This window comes from Agromyces sp. C10, assembly GCF_023217995.1.
Classification (GTDB): Bacteria; Actinomycetota; Actinomycetes; order Actinomycetales; family Microbacteriaceae; genus Agromyces; species Agromyces indicus.
On record NZ_JALPSX010000001.1, the window covers coordinates 428,932 to 451,738 of the forward strand.

The following is a 22,807-nucleotide window of genomic DNA, read 5'->3' on the forward strand; positions in this document are numbered from 1 at the left end:
CCTCGCGGGGCGAAACGCGATGTCGCGCACACAGGTCTCCCGGATACCCTCGGAACCGGCTTGTCTTCCGCGATCGGGGTCGACTATGAGGGGTACCACCACGATCGGCCAGGCGCCGATCATCCGTCGCGCGGCGATGCTCGCCGCCATGACCGCCATCGCCTTCGCGGTGGCCGTCGCCGCCGTGCAGCTGCTGCTTCGGTGGTCGGGACGGGCGATCGACACGGTCGATGCGACGGTCACGACCGCATGCCTCATCCTGGCTGCCGTCGTCGCGACCGTGCTGCTCGGGGCGCTGATCGTCTCGGCCGCCGGGCACGAGCCTTCCGCCGCGCCCGAGAGCGGACGGGGCCCGAGCCTGACGAGCGGTCGCCGTGCCATCGCCAACGCCACCGTCTGGGCTGCGATCGCGGCGCTTGCGGTCGCCGCAGCAGCGGACGCCTTCACCCCGTTGCCCGGCGGCGCCGTCGTCGCCGCCGCGCTCATCGCCGGGGGACTCGCCGCCGTCACCGGGGCCGTTCACCGCCGCGCGCACCGGCAGTCGGCGTACCGTTCGTTCAACGTCGTCGCGATGCTGCTCGCGGCCGGTTGCCTGGCGAGCATGAGCATGACGTCGACCGGCGAGTGGTGGACGTTGAACTTCAGCACGCTCGGCACCTCGAACGATGTCGCTGCGGCGTGCTTCAATCTCGCTCTGGTCTGCTCCGGCGGGGCCATGGCCGCGATGGCCCGGCGACTCGCGGGCGGCATCGCGCGAGGGGGGTACGGCGCACGCCGCGGTGCCGTTCCCGCCATCAGCGCGCTCATCGCGGTCATCGGCGTCGCGCTCGCCGGGGTGGGCGTCGTGCCGATCGACACCGACGAGGTGCTGCACAACGTGTTCGCGTGCGGTGCCGGTGCGGCGTTCGCGCTGCTCGCCTCGCTCACGCCCGTCCTGGTGCGACGGATGCCGCGGGTGCTGGTGCGCACGTCGCGGGCGTCGCTCGCGCTCGAGGTGTCGGCGTTCGTCATGTACGAGCGGCTGGGACTCGTCTCCCTGACGGTGTTCGAGATCGTCGCATTCGCCCTCGTCTTCGTGTGGCTGATCACCCTCGTGGTGACGACGCACCCGGTGGTGATCCACGAGCTCGCCGAGCTCGAGCCGCTGGTCGACGAACGGGCCGACGACCGGATGCGCGGCGCCGCGGACGGCGCTGCGGTGCTCGAGCCGGCGGGTGCGCGGGGTGGTCCCGCCTCCCGCGCGGCATCTGTCGTCTCACCGTCGGGAATGGCCGGGGCGTTCGCGCGGTTGACTCCGATCAGAACTTGAGTCGAGCCGACTCAATTCGTACGATTGTGGCAGAGCATGAGTCGAGACGACTCAACTTCACCGCGACCGAAAGGAGATCCGATCATGGCCACCAACGACCCGTTCCGCGACCTGGACCGCCTCGCGTCCGCGATCTTCGACACGACGCGCCGTGGGCCGCGTCGCATGCCGATGGACCTGTACCGCGACGGCGACCACTACGTGCTGACCGCCGACCTGCCGGGCATCGACCCGGGCTCGGTCGACATCGACGTCGACGGGCAGCTGCTCACGATCCGCGCCGAGCGCACGCTGCCCTCGGGCGACGACGTCAAGTGGATCACGCGTGAGCGCGAGGCCGCCTCGTTCCTGCGCCAGCTGAGCCTCGGCCAGGGCGTGGACACCGAGCGCATCTCGGCCAGCTACGCCAACGGCGTGCTCAGCGTCACCATCCCGGTGAGCGAGAGGGCCAAGCCGCGCAAGGTCGTCGTCGAGTCGGCCGATTCGGCGCGGTCCGTCGCCGCGGGCGGCGAGTCCATCCAGCCGGTCGAGTCGTGACCGACACCGGGGTGCGGTTCCGTCGAGACGACGAGGCTCGCCGCTACGAGATGCACGTCGACGGCGACCTCGCCGGATTCGCGGAGTTCCGCATCCGGCCGGCGGGCACCATCGTGTTCACGCACACGGTGGTGCTCCCCGGCCGCGAGGGGCAGGGGCTGGGCAGCATGCTCGCCCGCCACGTCCTCGACGACGCGGTTGCACGCGGGGAGCGGATCGTACCGCGCTGCCCGTTCATCGCCGCGTACCTGCGTCGCCACGGCGGTTACGAGGCGTCGGTCGACTGGCCCGAGGGCGTGCCGCGCAAGGGCTGACCCGGGGCCATCCGCGCGTGACCCCCGCTCTGGGGCGGTGTGCCGGGCACGCGTGGGACGATACGATCGCTCAACACCCGAGCCGGGTCCCCGAGCCCGGCAGTCGTCGAAAGACGCCACATGCGACCGGATGTCCCAGCAGAGGTCGCTCGGGAACCAGCTCGCCGAGCTCAGTTCGGGTCGCTCGGCGGGGAGGGCCTCTTGGAGGCCGCGGTGGGGCGGGAGGTAGGGTTCCCGCCCCACCGTCATTCCGCGACGGCAGCTCGCGTTCGATCCCGCGAGCGGGCTGTCAAGCCCCTCAACGCCGACGAGCCCGGAACGTACCGTGGCCCCCACGTCCGCCAGGGGGAGGGCATCGGCGACTCGCCGCTTCCGTCGTTCGGTGGGCTTCAGTGCGCGCCTGCGTCGACTGAACGTCACGAACGAGGGGACCATCCATGTTCTTCCACCGTCAGGAACTCCAGCACTCCGCGAAGCCCGACGCGCCGGACGCCGTCTACGCGCGCAAGCTTCAGGAGGTGCTCGGCGGACAGTACGGCGAGATCACCGTGGCCATGCAGTACCAGTTCCAAGCGTGGAACATGCACCTGCCCGGCAAGTACCGCGACCTGGTGTTCGGGATCGGGGCGGAGGAGATGGGCCATGTCGAGATGCTCGCCGTCATGATCGCCCAGCTCCTCGAGAAGGCCCCGCTCGGCATCACCGGCGATGCCGTCCAGGACGACCCGACGGTGGCCGCCGTCATCGGCGGCACCGACGTGCAGCAGGGAATCGTCGCCGGGGCCGGAGCGCGCCCGGTGGACAGCAACGGCAACCCGTGGCAGGGGAGCTACATCACCGCGAGCGGCAATCTGCTGGCGGACTTCACCGCGAACGCCAACGCCGAGATGCAGGGACGCACCCAGGTCGCGCGGCTGTACCACATGACCGACGACCACGGCATCCGGGACCTGCTCGCCTTCCTCCTCGCGCGCGACACCATGCATCAGAACCAGTGGCTCGCCGCCGCGGCGGAACTCCGCGAGGAGGGAGTCGAGGAACTTCCCGTGCCGAGCAACTTCCCGCTCTCCAAGGAGAACCGCGACGTCGCGTACCAGTACCTGAACTTCAGCGACGGGCCCGCCGCTGCGGAGGGCAGCTGGGCCTCCGGCCCCACGCCCGACGGCAAGGGCGAGTTCAGCTACCACGACGGCCCGACGACCTCCGCTCCGATGCCGCCGCCGACCCATCCCGACGCGCGGTTCTACGGCACGACCGAGGTGCCCAACACCGTGGAGAAGGTGGCCGGCCGGGTTCAGGACAAGCTCAACAAGGAGTGACGCGCGGCACTGACCGCGTGTCCGTTCGACGCGCGGTCAGTCCACGGCCGGCGTGTTCGAGCGCGTCCGAGCCGCGCGTTCCTCCTGCGCCTCGCGGAGCCGGTCGCACAGGGCGGTCAGCTCGCGCAGCTCATCGTCCTCGAGGGCGGTGCCGACGCGGTCGGTGATCGACTGCATGTGCAGGATCGCGGCGCGACGGAACTGCTCGAACCCGTACGGGGTCAGGCGGACGAGGGTGCCGCGGCCGTCGTTCGGGTCGTCGGACTTCTCGACGAGCCCGCGTCCGGCGAGGCGGTCGATCAGCCGGCTCACACTCGGCTGGGAGATGAGCACGTGGCGGTTCAGCTCCTTGAGCCGGAGCGACCGGTTGGGAGCCCGCGAGAGGTAGAGCAGCACGTCGTACTCGTTGAACGACATCACCTCGGTCGGGAACTCGGCGGCGAGCCCGCGCATCACCTGCACCTGGGCGCGGAACAGCGCCTCCCATGCCGCCACCGCCGCCGCGCGATCCCCCACTCCGTGCTCCTTCCTCGGGTCGTCCCAGCCGGGCCGCCGTCGAGGCGACGTGCCGCCGCTCTGTCAAGGATAGGGACCCGCGGGCCCGGTGCGGGGGACCGTGCGCGCACGTCACCCCTTCTGGGGGAAACCGCGCCGGCGAACGGTTGAGGGCCGGTCGTAGAGGCTGACGACCGGCCCTCGCCCTTGCACCAAGAGTGTCCTGCAATCACATTCCGCGCCGGCCGCCACAGCAAACAACCGGCGCACTCCGAATATATAACGGAAAGGTAACGGGCGCTAGTCCTCTGTGCCCCGAATGCGGGGCGTCCTAGAAGACGTCCGGGCTCGGCGTGGAGGCCTGGCGGATCGAGACGTCCGCGTGCCGGTCGAAGCGGTAGCCGACCCCGCGAACCGTCCGGACGATGTCCTGGTAGTGCCCGAGCTTCGCGCGCAGGCGGCGCACGTGCACGTCGATGGTGCGCTCGTTGGGCACGTCGTCCTCGTCGGACCACAGTCCGTCGATGAGCTCGTGGCGGTCGATGGTACGACCCTCGCGGAGCACGAGGTACTGCAGCAGCTCGAACTCCTTGTAGGTGAGGCCGGCCGGCTCGCCGTCGAGCAGCACGCGCTTGCGCGAGATGTCGATGATCACGCCGTCGGGGTGGCGGTCGGCGTCGGCGCGCAGCCCCGAGCCCTGCTCCTCGCGCTGCTTGGCGAGCGCCGCAGGGTCCTGCAGGGCCAGGCGGACCACGTCGACGTCGCGGCCGCCCGCGCCTTCCGGCGCGAGCGCGACGGCGGCGTAGGTCTCGGCCGACGGTGCGAGTTCCGCGGTGAGGGTGCGAAGGGCCTCGACGATGCGGTGCAGGCTCGTGCCGTCGGCCTCGGCCTTCGCCTCGTCGATGCCGACGTACAGCACGAAGCCGCGGGCCTCGGTGCCCTCGGGTACCGCGCGGACGCGGGGCGCCGATCGCTCGGCTGCCGGAGCGGGCGAGGCCGGCGCCGAGGCGGCTCGAGGCGTCGGTGCGGATGCGGCGACCGGGCGTGCGGCCGGCTGCGGCACGTAGGCGGCGGGGTGCGCGGTGCGCACGGCGGGGTGGGTGGTGCGGACGGGACGGGCGAGCGTGAGAGACATGGCGGATTCCTAGTGCTGAGGATGCGTCGTGGACCCCGGTCATGGGGTCGGAGCGATGGCCGCGAGGTGGGCCGGGAGAACCCGGAAGCGCATCGGGTTCGACGGAGCCGCGCCGATCGGGGTGGGATCAGTCGCGTGACTCGGCGGGGGTTCGCTGGTCAGCGGCACATTCGACAACACATGGGCGCACGCGCCGGCATCATCGTGCCGGCAGACCTCTGAGCCTCGAGGGCGATCAGGGTGCGTGCGGTGTCAGTCATGGGGGAAGTCAACCGGGACGCCGAGGATGTGTCAAATAGTGACGACGGATGACGCGTCGCGACGTCGCACGCGGTGCGTGCGCCCTGCGCGGGGGAGAGAGGGTTCCGCACGCCCGGCGAGCCGCATGCAAGATCCTTCGATATGAGTCGATCTCGTCGAATTTCGCCAGATCGCACTCGCGTCGGCGTGTCTCACGACGAAGATCCTGCGATGTGAGGGGCGCTAGCACATGCGCGCCCACCCTCGCAGGCGCGCCGCGGTCGGCGACTCAGACGGTGCCGTAGAGGCGGTCGCCGGCGTCGCCGAGGCCCGGCACGATGTAGCCGTGCTCGTTGAGCTTCTCGTCGACCGCGCCGAGCACGACCGTCACGTCACGTCCGTACATGGCCTTCTCGACGGCCTCGAGCCCCTCCGGCGCGGCGAGGATGCAGATGGCCGTGACATCCGTCGCCCCCCGCTGCAGGAGGAAGTCGATCGCGGCGATCAGCGACCCGCCCGTGGCGAGCATCGGGTCGAGCACGAAGCACTGGCGACCGGACAGGTCGTCGGGCAGGCGCTCGGCGTACGTCGTGGGCTCGAGGGTCTCCTCGTTGCGCGCCATGCCGAGGAAGCCGACCTCGGCCGACGGCAGGAGCTTCACCATGCCCTCGAGCATGCCGAGCCCCGCACGGAGGATCGGCACGATGAGCGGCTTCGGCTCGGCGATGCGCACGCCCGTCGTCGGCGCGACCGGGGTGATGATGTCGACCGGCTCGACGCGGACGTCGCGCGTGCCCTCGTACGCCAGGAGGGTCATGAGCTCCTCGACCAGCGCCCGGAAGACGGGGGAGGTGGTCTGCGAGTCGCGGAGCACCGTCAGCTTGTGGGTGATGAGCGGGTGGTCGGCAACATGGACTCGCATAGGCTCGAGTCTAGTTGCGGGGGGTTCCCGCGCGTGAAGACGCGGTGGGGCCGCCCGCCGGTGAGAAGGGCCGAACGGATGCCGCTGCCCCGCCCGGAGCACGTCGAGTGGATGCGGCTCGCCCTGGCCGAGGCATCCGCCGCCCTCGCTACCGGTGACGTGCCCGTGGGCGCCGTGGTCGTGCGCGACGGCGAGGTCATCGCGACCGGCCGCAACGAGCGCGAGCTGCACCGCGACCCGACGGCGCACGCCGAGCTGCTCGCGATCCGCGAGGCCGCCCGCGTCACCGGCGACCGGCACCTCACCGACTGCACGCTCGTCGTCAGCCTCGAGCCGTGCGTGATGTGCGCCGGCGCCATCCTGGCCGCGCGCGTGCCGACCGTCGTGTTCGGCGCGTGGGACGAGAAGGCGGGCGCCGGCGGGTCGCTCTACGACGTGCTGCGCGACCGGCGGCTGAACCACCGCGTCGAGGTCTACGCGGGCGTCGAGGCGGATGCCGCGTCGAAGCTGCTCGTCGACTTCTTCGAGGACCCGGCGCGCCGGCCCTGACCGAGCCCGTCGAGGAACTCGCCGAGGATCGCGCGCGAGGCCGCTTCGGCCGCTGCGCCGCACTCGGCCTGCAGCGCGCGCATGCGCTCCACCGTGAGGTCGTACTCGGGCAGCTCGTCGCCCCACGCGGCCAGCCAGTCCTCGTGGATCGCCGGCGTCACCTCGGGGTGGAACTGCACGGCGAGCAGCCAGTCGCCCGCACGGAACGCCTGGTTCGCGTACTGCGGCGACGACGCGAGCCGCTCGACGCCCTCCGGCAGGTCGAACGTGTCGCCGTGCCACTGCACGAAGCGGATGCCGCGCGCGTGGCGCACTGGCGACGACGCCCCCGCCTCGGTGAGGTCGACGCCGAGCCAGCCGACCTCCTTGCGAGGGCCGCGGTACGCGCGGGAACCCATCGCCTCGGCGAGCATCTGGGCGCCGAGGCAGACGCCGAAGACGGGCGCCTCGGCGGCGACCCGCTGCCGGAGCAGCTCGATCTCGTGCCCGACGTACGGGTAGCGGTCGGTCTCGTACGCGGCCTCGTCGCCGCCGAGCACCACGACCAGGTCGGGTGCGAGCGCGTCGATCGCCGTCACGTCATCCCGAGGGGCGTCGACGACGACGAGCTCGTAGCCGTGCTCCTCCAGGACGGGCCCGAGGTTGCCGAGGCCGATCGCGGAGTCGTGGCGGAGGACGAGCGCGGTCGGGCGGCCGGCGGCATCCGTCACTCGAGCCCCTTGATGACGATCGCGTCGGTGGGCGGCGCCTGCAGGTTCGGGTCGACCCAGATGTCGGGTTCGAGGTAGATGACGCGGGCGGCGGGCACGGCGTCGCGGATGCGGCGCTCGATGACGTTCACCGCCGTCGCGACCTCCTGCAGGCGCAGGTCGGCGTGGAAGCCGAGCTTGGCGGCGACGAGCAGCTCGTCGGGGCCGAGGTAGAGGGTCTTCATGTGGATGATGCGTTCGGCCTCGGGACCCGCGAGGATCGCCTTCTCGATGCGGCCCACGTCGCCCTCGCTCGCGCCCTCGCCGACGAGCAGGCTCTTCGTCTCGATGCCGAGGATGATCGCGATGATGACGAGCAGCGTGCCGATCATGAGCGTGCCGATCGCGTCGAAGATCGTGTCGCCCGTGATCACCGTCAGCCCGACGCCGAACATCGCGAAGACGAGACCGACGAGCGCGGCGACATCCTCGAGCAGCACCACCGGGAGTTCGGGGGCCTTCGCGCGGCGCACGAACTGCACCCAGCTCTGCTTGCCGCGCACCTGGTTCGATTCCCGCACGGCCGTGCGCAGCGAGAACGCCTCGAGCACGATCGCGACGGCCAGCACCGTCAGCGGCACCCACGCGTTGGTGATCTCGTGCGGGTCGAGGATCTTCTGCACGCCCTCGTAGATCGAGAACATGCCGCCGAGGGCGAAGAGGATGATCGAGACCACGAAGGCGTACACGTACCGCTCGCGGCCGTAGCCGAACGGGTGCTCGCGGTCGGCCTCCTTGCGGGCCTTGCGCCCGCCGCGGAACAGCAGCAGCTGGTTGCCCGCGTCGGCGACCGAGTGCACGGCCTCGGCGAGCATCGACGCCGACCCCGAGACGAGCCATGCGATGAACTTCGTCACGGCGATGCCGGTGTTCGCGAGGAATGCCGCCAGGATCGCCTTCGTGCCGCCGGATGCGCTCATGGGCCAATCCTAGGATGGTCGCCATGACCTCCCGCCAGCCCGTTGCCCTGCCCGCGATCGCCTTCCTGGGGGCCGGTTCGATGGCCCGCGCCATCCTCGCGGGGCTGCTCCAGCCCCACGTCGAGGTCGCGGGCGGCATCCGCGCGACGAACCGGTCGGCGGCGAAGGCGGCCGAGTTCGACGACGAGCCGCGGGTCACGGCGTACGCGACCGAAGCGGATGCCGAGGCGAACCGTCGCGCGGTCGCCGGCGCGAAGCTCGTGGTCGTCGCGGTGAAGCCCGGGATGGTGCCGGACCTGCTCGACGAGATCGCCGACGCGCTCGAGCCGGGCGCGGTCGTGGTGAGCGTCGCCGCCGGGGTGACGGTCGCGACCTTCGAGTCGCACCTCCCGTCGCACGTCTCGGTGGTCCGCACGATGCCGAACACGCCCGCGGTCGTGGGTCGCGCGGTGACGGGCGTCTCGGCGGGCACCCGGTCGGGCGACGCCGACCTGGCGCTCGTGGTGTCGATGTTCGAGACCGTCGGGGAGGTGCTCGTGGTGCCCGAGGCGCAGCTCGACGCGCTGTCGACGATCTCCGGGTCCGGCCCCGCCTACGTGTTCCTGCTCATCGAGGAGTTCACGAAGACGGCGGTCGCGAAGGGCTTCACGCCGGAACAGGCGGCGGTCATGGTGCAGGGCACGTTCCGCGGAGCGAGCGAGTTGCTCGCGGCATCCGGTGACGACCCGGCCGAACTTCGGCGTCGGGTGACGAGCCCCAAGGGCACCACCGAGCGCGCGGTCGCCGTCCTGCAGGAGGCCGACCTCGCCGCCCTCTTCGACCGAGCGACCGCCGCGGCCCTCGCCCGAGCCCGCGAGCTCGCCGCCGGCGCCTAGGCGCGGGCGCCCTCCTCACGACGCACCCACGTGCGTGCCCTCCTCAGCGCGCACGTGCGCGATTACGTTTCTCAGGAGTTATGCGGCGGGTCGCGATCGCGGGCGGCGTGTCCTCCTGAGAACGGTGCCGTTTCCCGCCGGGCCTCCTGAGAAACGCATCAGTTGCGGGCGAGGAGGACCATGGCCTCGCATGCTTCAGGCGCGGGCGAGGAGGACCATGACCTCGAAGTGGGTCGTCTGCGGGAACATGTCGAACACGCGTGCCTTCATCGGCCGCAGCGACGGCATGGCCGCGAGGTCCTTCGCGAGGGACGCGACGTTGCAGCTCGAGTAGAGCACGTGCGCGGCATCCGACCGCTCGAGCCAGTCCGCGAGTTCGGCGCCGATCCCGCGCCGCGGCGGATTCACGACCACGAGGTCGGGGGCGGACGCCGCGGCCAGGGCGTACGCGGTCGCGTCACCCGCGGCGAAGCGGACCCGCGAGAGCGCGGCATCCGTTCGGCTCAGCTCGGCGCTCGCCACCGCCTCGACGCTCGTCTCGATGCCGGTGACCTCGGTGCGCCCGGCCGGGTCGGCCAAGTGCAGCGCGAACCCGCCGACGCCGGAGTAGAGGTCCCACGCGTCCTCGGGCGCGAGGTCGCGGATCCAGTCGCGCGCCTCGGCGTAGAGCGCCTCGGCGATCGCGGTGTTGGTCTGGAAGAAGCTCTGCGGCCGCAGGTGCATCGTCACGTCGTTGAGCCGCATCGGCAGGGTGTCGGCCTCGGTGAGCACGACCTCGTCGGCGCCCTCGAGCACGGCCTTGTGCTCGGGCAGCAGGTTCGCGGTGACCACGCGCGCGTTCGGCAGCGCGGCGAGCAGCGTCGGCAGGTGCTTGCGCATGCGGCCGAGGGGCTCGGTCGAGCGCAGCACGAAGCGCACCATGAGCTCGCCGTCGGGTGATTCGGTGACGATCACGTGCTTGAGCTCGCCGCGCCGAGCGGCGACGTCGTACGGCGTGATGCGCGCGAGCGTGATGAACCGAGCGAGCACGGGGAACGCGGCCCGGTGCCCGGGCGAGCAGATGCCGCACAGTTGCAGGTCGACGCCGTGCCCGTCGGCGTCGAGGATGCCGATCGTCGGCGCCTCGACCGTGCCGCCGACGACCATCTTCGCCTTGTTGCGGTAATCGCGCTCGCCGGAGGCCACGGGCGGCAGCCAGGCCGGCACGTCGAAGGGGGCCAGCAACTGCTCGGCGAGCGCCTGCTTGTCGGCGAGCTGCGCCGGGTACGGCCGACCCATGAGCGAGCACGACCGGCATCGCCCCGCGTCGAAGTACGGGCACTGCACCCGTCAAGGGTACGCGGGGCGTCGCGCGGTCGGCCCCGCGGTCGGCCCCGCGGCCGGCCCCGCGGTCAGCCCTCGGTGACGAGCTCGCGGCGGCGCATCCCCACGACGGATGCCGCGACGAGCCCGACCGCGATCGCGAGCAGCCACGTCCCGCCGGTCCAGTCGACGTCGCCGCCGACGGGCACGGGCACGTGCGCGAACGGCGACAGCTCGTGCATCCACTCGGGGATGCCGAGCAGCTCGCCGAACACGCCGAAGAACGCCCCGAGCGCGAGCAGCGCCCACCCCAGCGGGATGACGAGTCGCGGGGCGAGCACGAACAGCAGGAGCACGGCGCCGAGGTAGACGAGCGCCGCCGGCAGCTGCGCGACCGCCGCCCGCAGCGCGAGCTCGGTCGTCGCGCCGGGGTCGTCGGTGCTCTGCGCGCCGACCACCGCGCCGACCGCGGAGAGGCCGACGACCACGGCCGCGGCGATCGTGGCGACCGCGGCGTACCCGCCGAGCCAGCGCTCGCGGGCGACGGGTGCGGCGAGCACGGGCTCGGCCGTGCCGTGCGCCTCCTCCAGCCGGGCGCGCATGACCGCCTGGAGTGCCGCGGCGGCCGTGAGGATGCCGACCATCGTGAAGAAGGTCGTGACGAACGCCTCCTCGAACGAGGCGGTCTCGCCCGCGAACCGGCGGAGCGTCTCGGCGATCGCCGGCGCGTCCGAGCCGATCTCGTCGACGAGCGGTGACATCGTCGTGGCCAGCACGCCGAAGACCGTCGCGCCCACCGCCCAGGCGAGGATCGCGCCGGCGTTGAGCCGCCACGCGAGGCCGATCGCGCTGCCGAGCAGCGGTCCGGCATGCGCCCGGCCCTGCGCGTCGGGCAGGATGCTCGCGCCGCTGTCGCGAGCGGACTGGAACGCGAAGACGAGACCGACGAGCAGCGCCGCGACGCCGACCGACAGCAGCAGCGGCGCGAGGTCGTTCGCCGCGAACGGCTCGGTCCGCTGCGCCCAGCCGATCGGCGACAGCCAGCTCGGCCACGCGGCCGTCCGGGTCAGCCCGTCCTCGGACGCCGTGCCGAGGGCATCGCCCAGGCCGCGGACCAGGTACGCGCCGAGCACGATCGCGACCGAGAACCCGTTGGCCCCGCGCGAGGTGCGGAACACCTGGGCGGCGACGAGGCCGATCGCGAAGAAAGCGAGCCCGGTCGCCGCGAGCGCCGCGCCCGCGACCGCCGAACCGTCGACGGGCAGCCCGCTCATGGCGAATGCGAGCGCGACCGCGATGCCGAGCAGCGCGTTCGCGAGCATGCCGTGCACCACGGTCGCGGCCGTCGGGAGCGTCCGCCCGGCCGGTGTCGCCTCGACGAGTTCGGCGCGCCCCTGCTCCTCGTCGCCGCGCGTGTGGCGCACTGCGAGGAAGGTGCTCATCAGCCCGGCGAGCAGCGCGAGGAAGGCGAGGATCAGGAACGTCGTGAACTCGCCCTCATCGGCCCCGTTGGGCGTGCCGCGGAAGACGAGGATCGCCGGGGCGAGGATCGTCAGCCGCAGGATCGACTCGCGTTCGGCCCGATCGCCGAACGTGTCGGCGACGGCCGTGGTCGCCATGAGCGCGAGGGCCGCCGTGCCGACGATCCAGAGCGCCAGCTGCACGCGGTCGCGTCGCATCCGGTGCGCGAGGAGCACCGCGAGCCGGTTCACCGGGTCGCCCCCTCGCCCACCGGCGACAACTCGTCGCCGTAGTGCCGGAGGAACAGCTCCTCGAGCGACGGCGGCGCGACGGTGAGTCCCTGCACGCCCAGACGCCCGAGTTCGGGCAGGACGCCCGCGATGCGGTCGCTGTCGACGGTGAAGCTGACGCGACCGTCGCCGACCGCGAGATCGTGGATGCCCTCGAGGGCGGCGAGCTCGGAGTCCTGCCCCGGGTGGTGGGCGAACGCGACCGACGACCGGGTGAGGTGCCGCAGCTCGGGCAGCGTCCCCGACTCGACCCGACGCCCGGCCCGGATGATCGTGACCCGATCGCACAGCACCTCGACCTCGGACAGGATGTGGCTCGAGAGCAGCACGGTCGCGCCCTCGCCCGCCGCGCGCGTGATCTCCCGGTTGAACACCTGCTCCATGAGCGGGTCGAGGCCGCTCGTCGGCTCGTCGAGGATGTACAGCTCGGCCGGCGTCGCGAGCGCGGCCACGAGGGCGACCTTCTGCCGGTTGCCCTTCGAGTAGGCCCGCCCTTTCTTGCGCGGATCGAGCTGGAACGCCTCGAGCAGCCGCGCCTTCCGCTCCTCGTACCGGCCCCGGTCGGCCACGCCGCCGCGAAGACGCGCGAGCAGGTCGATCGCCTCGCCGCCCGTGAGGTTCGGCCACAGGCTCACGTCGCCCGGCACGTACGCGACCCGCCGGTGCAGTGCGGCGGCGTTCCGCCACGGGTCGTCGCCGAACAGCCGCGCCTCGCCGCCCGTGGGTCGCGCGAGCCCCAGGAGGATGCGGATCGTCGTCGACTTGCCCGCGCCGTTCGGCCCGAGGAAGCCGTGGATCTCGCCCTCCCGCACCTCGAGGTCCAGCCCGTCGAGGGCGACCGTCCGCTCGAACCGCTTCTCGAGGGCGCGCGTGCTGATCACGGTGGTCATGGCGCGGATGGTACGCCCGGCGCGGGCACGACGGTAGGGGCGGATGTCGCGGCGCCGGCCCCGCGTCATCCGTCGCCCGATCGCGCCGGTACGCTCAGCGCATGGGTGTGCTCGTCGTGATCGCGCTCGTCGGCGAGGTGGTCGCGTGGATCACGTTCGTCGGCGGCGCCCTGTGCCTGCTGGCGTTCGCGTTCGCGCGCGTGGTCGACGGCACCTGGGAGCCCACCGAGGCCGTCGTCGCCGACGGTCCTGCGGGCCCGTGCGTGCGCTGGTTCGCGGGCGGGGAGTTCCACGAGCGGCCGCTCGACGAGGAGGAGCGCCAGCACATCCAGCCCGGGGAGTCGCAGCCGGCGTACTACCGGCGCCGAACGCCCGACCGGCTCCGCTTCCAGCCCGACTCGCCGCTGCCGCGCGCGCTCGGCGGCCTCGCGGCGATCCTGCTGTCGATCGGCCTGCTCGCGACGATCGCGTCGACGGTCGCGGGCCTCATCGACTGACGCCGGGTCGCGGCATCCGTCACTCGAGCGCGGCGAACCGCTCGATGTCGCCCTCGGTGCCCGACACGATGATGAGGTCGTGGGTCGAGACGACCGTCTTCTCGGTCGCGTACGTGAAGGGCTTGCCGGGGCTCTTCACGCCCACCACCGTGACGTTGTGCCGCGAACGCACGCCCGACTCGGTGAGGTTCTTGCCGCGGATCGGCTTCGGCGGGTACATCTTCACGAGCGCGAAGTCGTCGTCGAACTCGATGAAGTCGAGCATGCGGCCGCTCACCAGGTGCGCGGTGCGCTCGCCCGCCTGCCGCTCGGGGTAGATCACGTGGTTGGCGCCGATGCGCTCGAGGATCTTGCCGTGCGAGCTCGAGATCGCCTTCGCCCAGATCTGCGGGATCTTCAGGTCGACGAGGTTCGCGGTGATGAGCACCGACGCCTCGATCGAGGAGCCGACCGCGCACACGGCGATCGAGAACTCCTGCGCGCCGATCTGCTTCAGCGCCTCGAGCGAGCGCGCGTCCGCGACGACGGCGTGCGTCACGCGCTCCGCCCACTTCTGGACGAGGTTCTCGTCCTCGTCGACCGCGAGCACCTCGCGGCCGAGTCGGTCGAGCTGGCCGGCGGTGGCCGCCCCGAACCGGCCGAGTCCGATTACGAGCACGGGGGCGTCGTGCTTGATGCGATCAACCAACGATGGGCCTCTCTTCCGGTCGCTTGAACAGTTGGCGCCGTTGCGCCGCCGCGAGGGCCGCGGCCAGCGTGACGGTGCCGACACGTCCCATGAACATGGTCGCAGCCATCACGTACTTGCCCTCCGGTGGGAGGGACTCGGTGAGGCCGGTGGACAGCCCGCAGGTCGCGAACGCCGAGATGACGTCGAACAGCACGAAGTCGAGCGGCGCCTTTGTGATCTGCACGATGATGACCGTCGACACGGCCACGATCGTCGCGCCCCACAGCACGACGCTCACCGCGAGTCGCAGCATGTCGCGCGGGATGCGGCGGCCGAACGCCTCCATCGCGGGCGCGCCTCGGGCCTCGGCGTAGGCGGCGAGGAACAGCACGGCGAGCGTTGTGACCTTGATGCCGCCCGCGGTCGACGCGGAGCCGCCGCCGACGAACATCAGCATGTCGGTGACGAGCAGGCTCGAGCCGTACAGGTCGGCCATGTCGATGGTCGCGAACCCGCCCGACCGCGTCATCGTCGACATGAAGAACGCCTCGTACAGCGTCTTGCCGAACCCGAACGCACCGTAGGTCTTCGGGTTGTCGTACTCGAGCACGAGGAAGGCGAGGGCGCCGGCGATCCAGAGGCTGACGGTCGTGGTGAGCGTGAGCTTCACGTGCACGCCCCAGCGCCGCGGCACCCGCCACGTGCGCAGCAGCGCGAAGATCACCGGGAACCCCAGGCTGCCGAGGAACACCGCCAGCATCATGAGCGACTGGAACCAGTAGTCGTCGAAGAACTCGACCGGCCCCTCCGGGTTCGGGCTGAAGCCCGTGTTGGTGAACGCGCTGACCGAGTAGTAGGCCGAGTACCAGACGCTCGTGCCGAAGTCGTAGCCCTGCGCGAGCACGCTCGGGATCATGCCGACGAAGATGACGAACTCGATCGCGAGCGTGCTGAGCGCGACAGTCGCGAGCAGGCCGCCCACCTCACCCAGCCGGATCGCCTGCTGCTCCGAGACCGGTCCGGCGTGCGCGCGCGCGGCGTTCGTGTCGCTCGCGGCGATCAGCCGAGCCCGGAGCCCGAGCCGGCGCGAGACCACGAGGCCGAGGATCGACGCCATCGTCAGCACGCCCATGCCGCCGATGTTCATGCCGATGAAGATGACGGCGTTGCCGAAGGGCGACCAGTACGTCGCCATGTCGACCGTGGTCAGGCCCGTGACGCAGATGGTCGACGTCGCGGTGAAGAACGCGTCGGCGAGCGGCGTCGCGCTGACCTCGCCGGCGCGAGCGAGGGGCAGCGACAGCAGGAGCGTCGTGATGCCGATGAGTCCGGCGAAGATGAGGATCGCGAAGCGGGCGGGCGACGTGCGCACGAGCGAGTCGACGGCTTCGCGGACGCCGGCCAGCCACGAGCGACGCTCACGCGCTCCGAGCGGGCGCTGCGAGGGTCGACGGCGTCCCCCCGGCTGCGCGGCCATCCGCCCTCCTCCGCTCGACGCGTGTGTCATGGTACTCCCCGTCGCGAGTGACTACCCTTGACGCATGGCGGACATCTTCGACGTGGTGGCGGATCCGACCCGGCGCGACATCCTCGGGGTGCTCCTCGACCGCGAGACCTCGGTACCCGAGTCGCACGGCGAGATCAGCGTCGGCGAGATCGTGACGGCCCTGGGCGTCAGCCAGCCGACGGTGTCCAAGCACCTCAAGGTGCTCCGCGAGTCGGGCCTCGTCTTCGTGCGCGAGGAGGGCCAGCACCGCTACTACCGGCTCGACCGGGGGCCGCTCGAGCGCCTCGAGGACTGGCTGATCCCGTTCGTGTCGACGGATGCCGCGGCCGACGCGGCCGCCCTCGCCGGCGTCGACGCGGCCGGCGACGCGAGCCTGAAGGAGGAGCAGCGCGCGTTCGCCTCCGCGCTCGGCAAGGCGTTCGCCGACACCGCCCACCAGGTCACGGCGGTCGTCGCCGCCAAGAAGCGTCGCTAGGCGACCTACCGAAGCCGCTTCGCCATCTCGAGTTCGAGCCCGCCGGGCTCCAGTTCGTACGGGCGGGTGTGCCCGGTGAGGGTGAAGCCGAGCTTCTCGTAGAACCGCCGCGCGCGCGGATTGTCCTCGTGCACCTCGAGCCGGAGCGTGTCGGCTCGCTCCGAAGCCCAGTGCTCGATCTCGGCGAGCAGCGCGCGCGTCACACCGGCGTCGTCGCCGCGCCGGTCGGGCGCCACGTAGACGCCGACGAGGAGCGGCCCCGTCTCGGCATCCGGCACGTAGCAGCCCATGGTGCCCACCCACCGGCCGTCCTCGATGGCGACGACGACGGTCTGGTTCGGCCCCTCGCCGCGGCGCGCCCGCACGCGCCACTCGGCCTCGTCGTACTGGAGGGCCCGCTCGAGCGTGTCGGCGTAGGCGATGGGGGTGTCGCGCAGCATCTCGAGTCGCAGTGCGCGCACCGCCTGCCAGTCGTCTTCGCCGGTGGTGCGGATCACGAGTTCGGGTCGCGGCATCCCTCGACGGTAGCGGATGCCGCACCCGCGTCGACCCGGGCGTTTCGCGACCTGATCGGCGAATGGGCTAGACTACCGCGAGGCCTTTCGGCCCTCGGCTGCGGCACGCGCGGCCGACTCGGATCTTTGTGAGGTTTTCGTGGGTTCCGTCATCAAGAAGCGTCGCAAGCGCATGGCGAAGAAGAAGCACCGCAAGCTGCTTCGCAAGACGCGCCACCAGCGTCGCAACAAGAAGTAGGTCGCTCCGGCGATCGGCACGAAGCGTCAGGCCGTCGGCCTGGCGCTTTTCGCTGCCTTCCGGCGACGTATCCTGAGCGCATGGCCCCCCGCGACATCCGTCTCACCCTCATCGGCAAGCCCGGATGCCACCTGTGCGACGACGCACGCGAGGTGGTCGCCTGCGTGCGCGAGGAACTCGCCGCCACGCCCGGCTCGCCCCGCACGACGCTCGACGAACTGAGCATCCTCGACGACGAGGCGCTGCGCGCCCGGTACGCCGAGGAGATCCCGGTGCTCCTCATCGACGGCGAGATGCACGCCTACTGGCGGCTCGACCCGGTGCGGCTGAAGACCGCGCTGCTCGCGCGCGGCTGAGCGGCGCCCGTGCGGCGCTAGCCTGCGGCATCCGTTCGCTCAAGGGGGTGACGACGGATGCCGCGTGGCGTTGACTGGCCGCATGACGACCACTGATGTGCCCGCTGCTGCCCTCCCCGGCGTGCCCGACCACGCCGACGTGATCGTCGTCGGCGCGGGCATCACCGGGCTCTCGACGGCGATCATGCTGCGCGACGCGGGCCGCCGCGTCATCGTGCTCGAGCAGGACGTCCCGGGCGCGCTCGCGAGCGGACGCAACACCGGCAAGGCCAGCCTGCTGCAGGGCACGCGCCTGTCGACCATCCGCCGGCACCACCCGGCGGCGCTGGTGCGGGCCTACGCGCAGGCCAACCGGGCCGGGCAGGACTGGTTGCGGCGCGCGTGCGAGCGCGCCGGAGTGGGCTTCCGCGAGGCGACGGCGTACAGCTACGCGCAGTCCGTCGACGGACTGGACGCCGTCGACGCCGAGGTGCGCGCCGGGCGCGAAGCCGGGCTGCCGGTGCGGCGGGTGCGCGATGTCGCCGACGACGTGCCGTTCCCGCTCGCCGGGGCCGCGGCGCTCGACGAGCAGCTCGCGCTCGACCCGGCTGAGCTCATGCGCGGACTCGCGGAGTTGTTCGTCGCCTCAGGCGGCGACCTCGTCACCGGCATCCGCGTGCTGGGCGTGCGGGCGACCGACCCGGTGCGCGTGCGCACCTCGGCGGGCGTCTTCACCGCCGGATCCGTCGTCATCGCGACCGGCACGCCGATCCTCGATCGCGGCCTGTACTGGGCCAAGGCGAGCGGCGTGCGCTCGATGCTCGTGTCGTTCGAGCTGCCGTCCGCGGGACCGGCCGGATCGCCGGGGGCCGGGACCGGGCTGCCCGACGGCCTCTACCTGTCGGTCGACGACCCGTCCCGAAGCATCCGCTCGGCCGACTGGGGCGGACGCACCCGTCTCATCATCGGCGGGGGCGACCACCCGACCGGTCGCGCCGACACCGCCGAACTGCTCGACGAGATCCTCGACTGGACCCGCGCCTGGTGGCCCGACGCGGGCGACCCCGACCACTGGGCCGCGCAGGACTACCACTCGCTCAACACCGTGCCGTTCGTCGGGCGGATGCCGCGCGGCCGCGGCCGCGTCTGGTTCGGCACCGGGTACGGCAAGTGGGGGCTCACCAACGGCGTCGCCGCGGGCATCCGCATCTCGCACGAGATCCTCGGCGCTCGCCGACCCGACTGGGCCCGCACCATCGGCACGCGGCTCACCCGACCCGCCGACCTCGCGAACGGGGCCGTGGCCGGTATCCGGACCGGCGTCGCGGCGGTGCAGGGCTGGGTCGGCGCGCTGCGCTCGCCCGAGGCGGAGATCGCACCGATGCCCCCCGAGGGAGCCGGCGGCATCGCCCGGCGCGGACTCCGCCCGGTGGGCATCTCGACGGTCGGCGGCGACACGTGCGAGGTGTCGGCCGTGTGCCCGCACCTCGGCGGGGTGCTGAATTGGAACGCCGCCGAGTCGACCTGGGACTGCCCGCTGCACGCCTCCCGATTCGATCACCGCGGACGCCGCATCGAGGGTCCCGCGGTCGCCGACCTCGCCCGCGCCGACGCCGCACCGCTCGAGGTCGTGCTCCGCGCCGCGCGTTCGAGCGCGACCGCCGAGCGCGACGCCGGGGTCGAGGAACCCGCTGCCGTGGGCGGCGAGGCGGCACCCGGCCCCGCCGCTACCCGCGGCGCGACGACGAGCGGATGACGCGTCAGGCGTCCCGCGCGCAGCGGAACCCGACGTGCGTCGTGGACGAGTCCTCCGCCTGCGGCGACCGTGCCGCCGGCCGGTAGCGGAGGCAGTACTGCGGTGAGCAGAGGTGCGAACCGCCCTTGAGCACCCGGCGGGGGATGCGGGACCCGGGTTCGGCGCTCGCCGCGGCATCCGTCAGCAGGTCGCGGCGGCCGCCGCGCTCGACGCCCCGGCCCGGTTCGGCGCCCGGCACGACGTGGCGCGGGGTGGCGTAGTCGGTCGTCCACTCCCACACGTTGCCGGTCATGTCGACCAGGCCGTAGCCGTTGGGAGGGAAGGTGCCGACGGGGGAGGTGCCGCGCCATCCGCTCGCCCCGGTGTTGCGGTACGGGAAGTCGCCCTGCCAGCTGTTCGCCATGAGGCGGCCGTCGGGGCGTTCGTCGTCGCCCCACGCGAACCGGGCGCCGTCGAGCCCGCCGCGCGCCGCGAACTCGAACTCGGCCTCGGTCGGGAGCCGCTTGCCGGCCCAGGCCGCGTAGGCGGCGGCGTCCTCGAAGGCGACGTGCACGACCGGGTGGTCCGGCCGGTCGTCGACGGTCGTGCCCGGGCCGAACGGATGCCGCCAGCTCGCGCCCGGCACCCAACGCCACCACTGGCGCCAGTCGCGCAGGTCGACCGGCCCGTCGGTCGGCGTGAACACCAGCGACCCGGGCACGAGCTCGGCCGGGTCGGCGCCGGGGAAGTCGGACGGGTCGAGGTCGCGCTCGGCGACCGTGAGGTACCCGGTGCCGTCGACGAACGCGGCGAACTGCGCGTTCGTCACCGGGTGCACATCGAGCTCGAACGCGGGCACCTGGCGCACGTGGACCGGGCCCTCCTCGGGCTGCTCGGTCGAGCCCATGCGGAACGCGCCGCCGGGCAGCCGCACCATCCCGGTCGTCGTCGCCCCCACCCCCCGAGCCTACGCCCGCCCCCTGCGCCGGGCCGTGAGATGACGTGAATCGCTCGTGGAGCGCGCCGAAGCGGCGCTTCGCGTCATCTCACGGCCCGGGTGGGGAGGGGGCAGGGGAGGGGGACTGGTTCTCCACAGGGTGGGGGGACGGGGGCGCGTCCACGGGGAAGGGGGACGGGCGGGGGCGTCGGCGTGGGAGCGGGACACTGGCGCGGTGGGTGCGCGCGTGAGACTGCCGGACGAGGTCGCGAGCGGCCCGTTCTCCCTCGAGCGGGGCCGGGCCGCCGGCCTCGGGCCGGGCCGGCTTCGGGGGGCCGATCTCACCCGGCCGTTCCACGGGGTCCGGCTCGCGGCGTCCGTCGACCCCGACCTGCGCGTGCGATGCCGGGCGTACGGCGAGCGGATGCGGCCCTGCGAGGCCTTCACGCACCGGACCGCCGCAGCACTGCACGGCCTCCCCGTCCCTTCGCGAGGCGACGGGCTCATCGACGTGGGGGCGTGCGAACCGCACGGGATCCCGCGAGCACGTGGGGTCCGCGGGCACCGCCTCCGGCCGGACCTGGTGCGCGTCGTCGAGATCGACGGCCTGCGGGTCGTGTCGGCAGTCGACGCGTGGTGCCAGCTCGCGGCCGAACTCACCGAGCGGCAGCTGGTCGTGCTGGGCGACGCGCTCGTACGCCGGCGCCATGCACCGGCCACGCTCGAGCAGCTGCGCGCCGCGACGCGGCGCATGGCCGGGCGGCGCGGGAGCCGGAAGCTCGTGCGGGCCCTCGCGAAGGTGCGCGCCCGCACGGACTCGCCGGCCGAGACCGAGCTCCGGCTCGACCTCATCGAGGCGGGGCTGCCCGAGCCCGAGGTCAACGTCGCGATCCACGACGCCCACGGGCGGCAGATCGCCATCGCCGACCTGGTCTACCCCGAGTGGCGCGTGATCGTCGAGTACGACGGCGAGCACCACCGGCTCGAGCGGCGGCAGTACGGCCGCGACGTCGATCGGCTGGACGACCTCGCGCACGCCGGGTGGCGCGTCATCCGCTTCAACGCCACGCACGTCGGCCCCCGCCGCACCGACCGCATCGAACGCGTGCGCGACGCCCTCACCGCCGCCGGCTGGACCGCGTCGGCCGCGAGATGACGCGATCGGCTGTTCGCCGGCGGGTCGACGACGATTCGCGTCATCTCGACGCGCTCACGGGGAGAAAGTCAGGGGAGGAGGCGGGTGGGACCGCGGAAGAGGTAGGTCGTCTCGCGGATCGAGTGCTCGTGCAGCATCAGCATGAGCAGACGCGCGAGGCCCATGCCGAAGCCGCCGTGCGGGGGCACGCCGTAGCGGAAGAAGTCGAGATAGAACCCCAGCTCCTCGGGGTCGAGGCCCTTCTCCTTCGCCTGCTCGACGAGCACGTCGATGCGGTGCTCGCGCTGCGCGCCCGTCGAGATCTCGACGCCGTTGTAGATCAGGTCGTACGAGTTCGTGAGCGACGGGTCGCCCTCGTGGCGCATGTGGTAGAACGGCCGGATGCTCGACGCGTAGTCGGTGAGGAACACGAACTCGTGACCGAGCTCCTCCTTGACGTACTGCGAGATCTGGCGCTCGCCCTCCGGGTCCATGTCGGCGTCGGCGCGCGGGACGACGTAGCCGCGGGACGCGACGATCTCCTTCGCCTCGGCGAGCGGGATGCGCGGGAACGGCGTGGTCGGCACGGTCACCTCGACGCCGAACAGCTCGGCGATCTCGGCGCCGTGCTTCTCCTTCACGGCCGTGAAGCCCGCGACGAGGAGTTCCTCGTGCATCCGCATGACGTCCTCGTGCGAGTCGATCCAGCTCATCTCGGCGTCGATCGACGTGAACTCCGTCGCGTGGCGCGACGTGAACGACGGATCGGCGCGGAACGCCGGGCCCACCTCGAACACGCGGCCGAGGCCGGCGGGCTGCGCCATCTGCTTGAAGAACTGCGGGCTCTGGGCGAGGTACGCCTTGCCCTCGAAGTACCCGAGCTCGAACAGCTCGGCACGCGATTCGGATGCCGAGGCCATGAGCTTCGGCGTCTGGATCTCGACCCAGTCGCGCTCGACCCAGTACGTGCGGAGCGCGTGCAGGAACGTGGTCTGCACGCGGAAGATGAGGTTCTGCTTCGGGTGGCGCAGGTCGAGGAAGCGCCAGTCCATGCGCTTGTCGAGGCTGGAGTCGGCCGCGATCGGCGTCTCCTCGGCCTCGGTGACGATCTCGAGCGACTCGATCTTCACCTCGAGCCCGCCGAGCTTCACGCGCTCGTCGTGCTTCAGCTGGCCGGTGACGGTGATGAACGTGCCGTGGCCGAGCGCCGAGATCTGCTCGGTCAGCGCGAACGCCTCGGCGGCGCCGACGCTGACGCCTTCGGGGTCGAGCTCGCGCACGGCCGGGTTCACGAGCTGCACCGCGCCGGACTCGTCGCGCAGGATGATGAACTGCACCTTCTTCTGATCACGGACGGTCTCGACCCATCCGGCGACGGTGACGGGGCCGTCGGGGAGGGCGGCGAGCTGCTTGACCAGGGTGCGCGTGTTCACGAGCGCCCATCCTACCGGCCGCG

Annotated in this window: 25 protein-coding genes; 12 read left to right on the forward strand and 13 right to left on the reverse strand. The window is 72.2% G+C overall.

Going from position 1 to position 22,807, the window contains the following annotated elements; all coding sequences use genetic code 11:
• Positions 1-85: 85 nt before the first annotated feature.
• From M1L56_RS02145 to M1L56_RS02160, 4 genes are all read left to right on the forward strand, one after another.
• Positions 86-1,309 carry a hypothetical protein gene (locus tag M1L56_RS02145; protein ID WP_248597956.1) on the forward strand — a complete coding sequence of 408 codons (1,224 nt, stop codon included), beginning with the start codon at positions 86-88 and terminating at the stop codon, positions 1,307-1,309.
• A gap of 84 nt (positions 1,310-1,393) precedes the next feature.
• Complete coding sequence (locus M1L56_RS02150) at positions 1,394-1,846, forward strand: Hsp20/alpha crystallin family protein (protein WP_248597957.1); 453 nt, start codon at positions 1,394-1,396, stop codon at positions 1,844-1,846.
• The gene (locus tag M1L56_RS02155; protein WP_248597958.1) at positions 1,843-2,160 is read left to right on the forward strand and encodes a GNAT family N-acetyltransferase; all 318 of its coding nucleotides are present in this window, start codon (positions 1,843-1,845) and stop codon (positions 2,158-2,160) included. The genes M1L56_RS02150 and M1L56_RS02155 overlap by 4 nt, the downstream gene beginning before the upstream one ends.
• A 437-nt stretch (positions 2,161-2,597) precedes the next feature.
• The gene (locus tag M1L56_RS02160) at positions 2,598-3,479 is read left to right on the forward strand and encodes a manganese catalase family protein (protein ID WP_248597959.1); all 882 of its coding nucleotides are present in this window, start codon (positions 2,598-2,600) and stop codon (positions 3,477-3,479) included.
• A gap of 36 nt (positions 3,480-3,515) precedes the next feature.
• Here the strand turns inward: M1L56_RS02160 and M1L56_RS02165 are convergent, their stop codons facing one another.
• From M1L56_RS02165 to upp, 3 genes are all read right to left on the reverse strand, one after another.
• Entirely contained in the window at positions 3,516-3,995 is a 480-nt protein-coding gene (locus tag M1L56_RS02165; protein WP_248597960.1) for a MarR family transcriptional regulator, read from the reverse strand.
• 310 nt (positions 3,996-4,305) lie between these two features.
• A complete protein-coding gene (locus M1L56_RS02170) occupies positions 4,306-5,109 on the reverse strand; it encodes a winged helix-turn-helix domain-containing protein (RefSeq protein ID WP_248597961.1) in 804 nt (267 codons plus the stop codon).
• Between the two features lie 529 nt (positions 5,110-5,638).
• Entirely contained in the window at positions 5,639-6,271 is a 633-nt protein-coding gene (gene upp, locus M1L56_RS02175; RefSeq protein WP_067948258.1) for a uracil phosphoribosyltransferase, read from the reverse strand.
• Positions 6,272-6,349: 78 nt separating this feature from the next.
• Here upp and tadA point away from each other — a divergent pair, with 78 nt between their 5' ends.
• Positions 6,350-6,820 (forward strand): tRNA adenosine(34) deaminase TadA, encoded by a 471-nt coding sequence (gene tadA / locus M1L56_RS02180; RefSeq protein ID WP_248597962.1) that lies wholly within the window; start codon positions 6,350-6,352, stop codon positions 6,818-6,820.
• Here tadA and M1L56_RS02185 read toward each other — a convergent pair.
• Together M1L56_RS02185 and M1L56_RS02190 are read right to left on the reverse strand one after the other, a co-directional pair.
• On the reverse strand, positions 6,745-7,530 hold the full coding sequence (locus M1L56_RS02185; RefSeq protein WP_248597963.1) for a gamma-glutamyl-gamma-aminobutyrate hydrolase family protein: 786 nt from the start codon (positions 7,528-7,530) through the stop codon (positions 6,745-6,747). The genes tadA and M1L56_RS02185 overlap by 76 nt on opposite strands.
• Complete coding sequence (locus M1L56_RS02190; RefSeq protein ID WP_067948262.1) at positions 7,527-8,489, reverse strand: cation diffusion facilitator family transporter; 963 nt, start codon at positions 8,487-8,489, stop codon at positions 7,527-7,529. Before M1L56_RS02190 ends, M1L56_RS02185 begins: the two co-directional genes overlap by 4 nt.
• A 23-nt stretch (positions 8,490-8,512) precedes the next feature.
• Between M1L56_RS02190 and proC the strand changes: the two genes are divergently transcribed.
• Positions 8,513-9,364, forward strand: coding sequence for a pyrroline-5-carboxylate reductase (gene proC / locus M1L56_RS02195; protein ID WP_248597964.1), 852 nt, complete (start codon positions 8,513-8,515; stop codon positions 9,362-9,364).
• A gap of 195 nt (positions 9,365-9,559) precedes the next feature.
• Here the strand turns inward: proC and rlmC are convergent, their stop codons facing one another.
• The 3 genes from rlmC to M1L56_RS02210 form a co-directional block, all read right to left on the reverse strand.
• Entirely contained in the window at positions 9,560-10,690 is a 1,131-nt protein-coding gene (rlmC, locus tag M1L56_RS02200) for a 23S rRNA (uracil(747)-C(5))-methyltransferase RlmC (RefSeq protein ID WP_248597965.1), read from the reverse strand.
• Positions 10,691-10,755: 65 nt separating this feature from the next.
• On the reverse strand, positions 10,756-12,378 hold the full coding sequence (locus M1L56_RS02205; protein ID WP_248597966.1) for an ABC transporter permease: 1,623 nt from the start codon (positions 12,376-12,378) through the stop codon (positions 10,756-10,758).
• Positions 12,375-13,307, reverse strand: a complete 933-nt coding sequence (locus M1L56_RS02210) for an ABC transporter ATP-binding protein (RefSeq protein ID WP_248597967.1) — start codon at positions 13,305-13,307, stop codon at positions 12,375-12,377. The genes M1L56_RS02205 and M1L56_RS02210 overlap by 4 nt, the downstream gene beginning before the upstream one ends.
• 101 nt (positions 13,308-13,408) lie before the next feature.
• Between M1L56_RS02210 and M1L56_RS02215 the strand changes: the two genes are divergently transcribed.
• Complete coding sequence (locus M1L56_RS02215) at positions 13,409-13,804, forward strand: hypothetical protein (protein ID WP_248597968.1); 396 nt, start codon at positions 13,409-13,411, stop codon at positions 13,802-13,804.
• Positions 13,805-13,823: 19 nt separating this feature from the next.
• On the opposite strand, the gene M1L56_RS02220 is transcribed toward M1L56_RS02215, so the two are convergent.
• Together M1L56_RS02220 and M1L56_RS02225 are read right to left on the reverse strand one after the other, a co-directional pair.
• The gene (locus M1L56_RS02220; protein WP_067948273.1) at positions 13,824-14,492 is read right to left on the reverse strand and encodes a TrkA family potassium uptake protein; all 669 of its coding nucleotides are present in this window, start codon (positions 14,490-14,492) and stop codon (positions 13,824-13,826) included.
• Positions 14,485-15,951 carry a TrkH family potassium uptake protein gene (locus M1L56_RS02225; protein WP_248597969.1) on the reverse strand — a complete coding sequence of 489 codons (1,467 nt, stop codon included), beginning with the start codon at positions 15,949-15,951 and terminating at the stop codon, positions 14,485-14,487. Before M1L56_RS02225 ends, M1L56_RS02220 begins: the two co-directional genes overlap by 8 nt.
• A 64-nt stretch (positions 15,952-16,015) precedes the next feature.
• On the opposite strand from M1L56_RS02225, the gene M1L56_RS02230 reads away from it, so the two are divergent.
• A complete protein-coding gene (locus tag M1L56_RS02230; RefSeq protein ID WP_067948275.1) occupies positions 16,016-16,456 on the forward strand; it encodes a helix-turn-helix transcriptional regulator in 441 nt (146 codons plus the stop codon).
• A gap of 5 nt (positions 16,457-16,461) precedes the next feature.
• On the opposite strand, the gene M1L56_RS02235 is transcribed toward M1L56_RS02230, so the two are convergent.
• Positions 16,462-16,971, reverse strand: coding sequence for a GNAT family N-acetyltransferase (locus M1L56_RS02235; protein WP_248597970.1), 510 nt, complete (start codon positions 16,969-16,971; stop codon positions 16,462-16,464).
• 139 nt (positions 16,972-17,110) lie between these two features.
• Between M1L56_RS02235 and M1L56_RS02240 the strand changes: the two genes are divergently transcribed.
• From M1L56_RS02240 to M1L56_RS02250, 3 genes are all read left to right on the forward strand, one after another.
• A complete protein-coding gene (locus tag M1L56_RS02240; RefSeq protein ID WP_003792170.1) occupies positions 17,111-17,209 on the forward strand; it encodes a 30S ribosomal protein bS22 in 99 nt (32 codons plus the stop codon).
• An 80-nt stretch (positions 17,210-17,289) separates the two neighbouring features.
• A complete protein-coding gene (locus M1L56_RS02245; protein ID WP_248597971.1) occupies positions 17,290-17,565 on the forward strand; it encodes a glutaredoxin family protein in 276 nt (91 codons plus the stop codon).
• Between the two features lie 82 nt (positions 17,566-17,647).
• The gene (locus M1L56_RS02250; protein ID WP_248597972.1) at positions 17,648-19,300 is read left to right on the forward strand and encodes an FAD-dependent oxidoreductase; all 1,653 of its coding nucleotides are present in this window, start codon (positions 17,648-17,650) and stop codon (positions 19,298-19,300) included.
• A 4-nt stretch (positions 19,301-19,304) separates the two neighbouring features.
• Here the strand turns inward: M1L56_RS02250 and M1L56_RS02255 are convergent, their stop codons facing one another.
• Positions 19,305-20,216 carry a formylglycine-generating enzyme family protein gene (locus M1L56_RS02255; protein WP_248597989.1) on the reverse strand — a complete coding sequence of 304 codons (912 nt, stop codon included), beginning with the start codon at positions 20,214-20,216 and terminating at the stop codon, positions 19,305-19,307.
• A 247-nt stretch (positions 20,217-20,463) separates the two neighbouring features.
• On the opposite strand from M1L56_RS02255, the gene M1L56_RS02260 reads away from it, so the two are divergent.
• On the forward strand, positions 20,464-21,372 hold the full coding sequence (locus tag M1L56_RS02260) for an endonuclease domain-containing protein (RefSeq protein WP_248597973.1): 909 nt from the start codon (positions 20,464-20,466) through the stop codon (positions 21,370-21,372).
• 68 nt (positions 21,373-21,440) lie between these two features.
• Here M1L56_RS02260 and aspS read toward each other — a convergent pair whose 3' ends face one another.
• Positions 21,441-22,784: an aspartate--tRNA(Asn) ligase gene (gene aspS / locus M1L56_RS02265; protein ID WP_248597974.1), complete on the reverse strand. Its 1,344-nt coding sequence runs from the start codon at positions 22,782-22,784 to the stop codon at positions 21,441-21,443.
• Between the last annotated feature and the right edge of the window lie 23 nt (positions 22,785-22,807).